We start from the raw sequence: 794 nt of genomic DNA on the forward strand, positions 1-794 counted from the left end.
GCGCTTCATAGTGGCGCTGCCCGATGGCGAGGCACACGGTTACGTCTGCGAGAACTTCGGCCAGGCGCTGCAACTGCCCGACCTCGGCCCGATCGGCTCGAACGGCCTGGCCAACCCGCGCGACTTCGAGACGCCGCACGCGGCCTACGAGGATCGCGAGGGCGATTTCGAGCTGGTCGCCAAGCTCAACGGCCGGCTCTGGCGGGCCGCGATCGTCCACTCGCCGCTCGAGTTGGTGGTCTGGGACGGGAACTACGCGCCGTATCGCTACGACCTGCGCCGCTTCAACACCATCGGCTCGATCAGCTACGACCATCCCGATCCCTCGATCTTCCTGGTGCTGCAGGCGCCCAGCGACACGCCGGGCGTCGACACGCTCGACTTCGTGATCTTCCCGCCGCGCTGGCTGGCAGCCGAGTCGACCTTCCGGCCGCCCTGGTTCCACCGCAACGTGGCCAGCGAATTCATGGGCCTGATCCATGGCGCCTACGACGCCAAGGCCGAGGGCTTCGTGCCGGGCGGCGCGAGCCTGCACAACTGCATGTCCGGGCACGGGCCCGACGCGGGCACCTTCGAGAAGGCCTCGGCGGCCGATACCTCGCGCCCGCACAAGGTCGGCGACACCATGGCCTTCATGTTCGAGACGCGCACCCTGATCCGGCCGACGCGCTTCGCGCTGGAGACCTCGCAACTGCAGGCCGACTACTACCGCTGCTGGCAGGACCTCGCCAGGCACTTCAACCCGGAGCAACGATGACCGTCACCGACCTCGACGCCACGCTGGCCGCCTCGCT

At 68.6% G+C, this 794-nt stretch carries 1 protein-coding gene; it reads left to right on the top strand.

All coding sequences use genetic code 11. The features are described from left to right. Positions 1-757, top strand: a 757-nt coding sequence (locus FQ755_RS02285) for a homogentisate 1,2-dioxygenase domain-containing protein (RefSeq protein WP_144150594.1), incomplete at its 5' end; no start/stop codon positions are given. Positions 758-794: the final 37 nt, after the last annotated feature.

It is taken from the genome of Paraburkholderia sp. BCC1885, assembly GCF_900996235.1.
Taxonomy (GTDB): domain Bacteria; phylum Pseudomonadota; class Gammaproteobacteria; order Burkholderiales; family Burkholderiaceae; genus Paraburkholderia.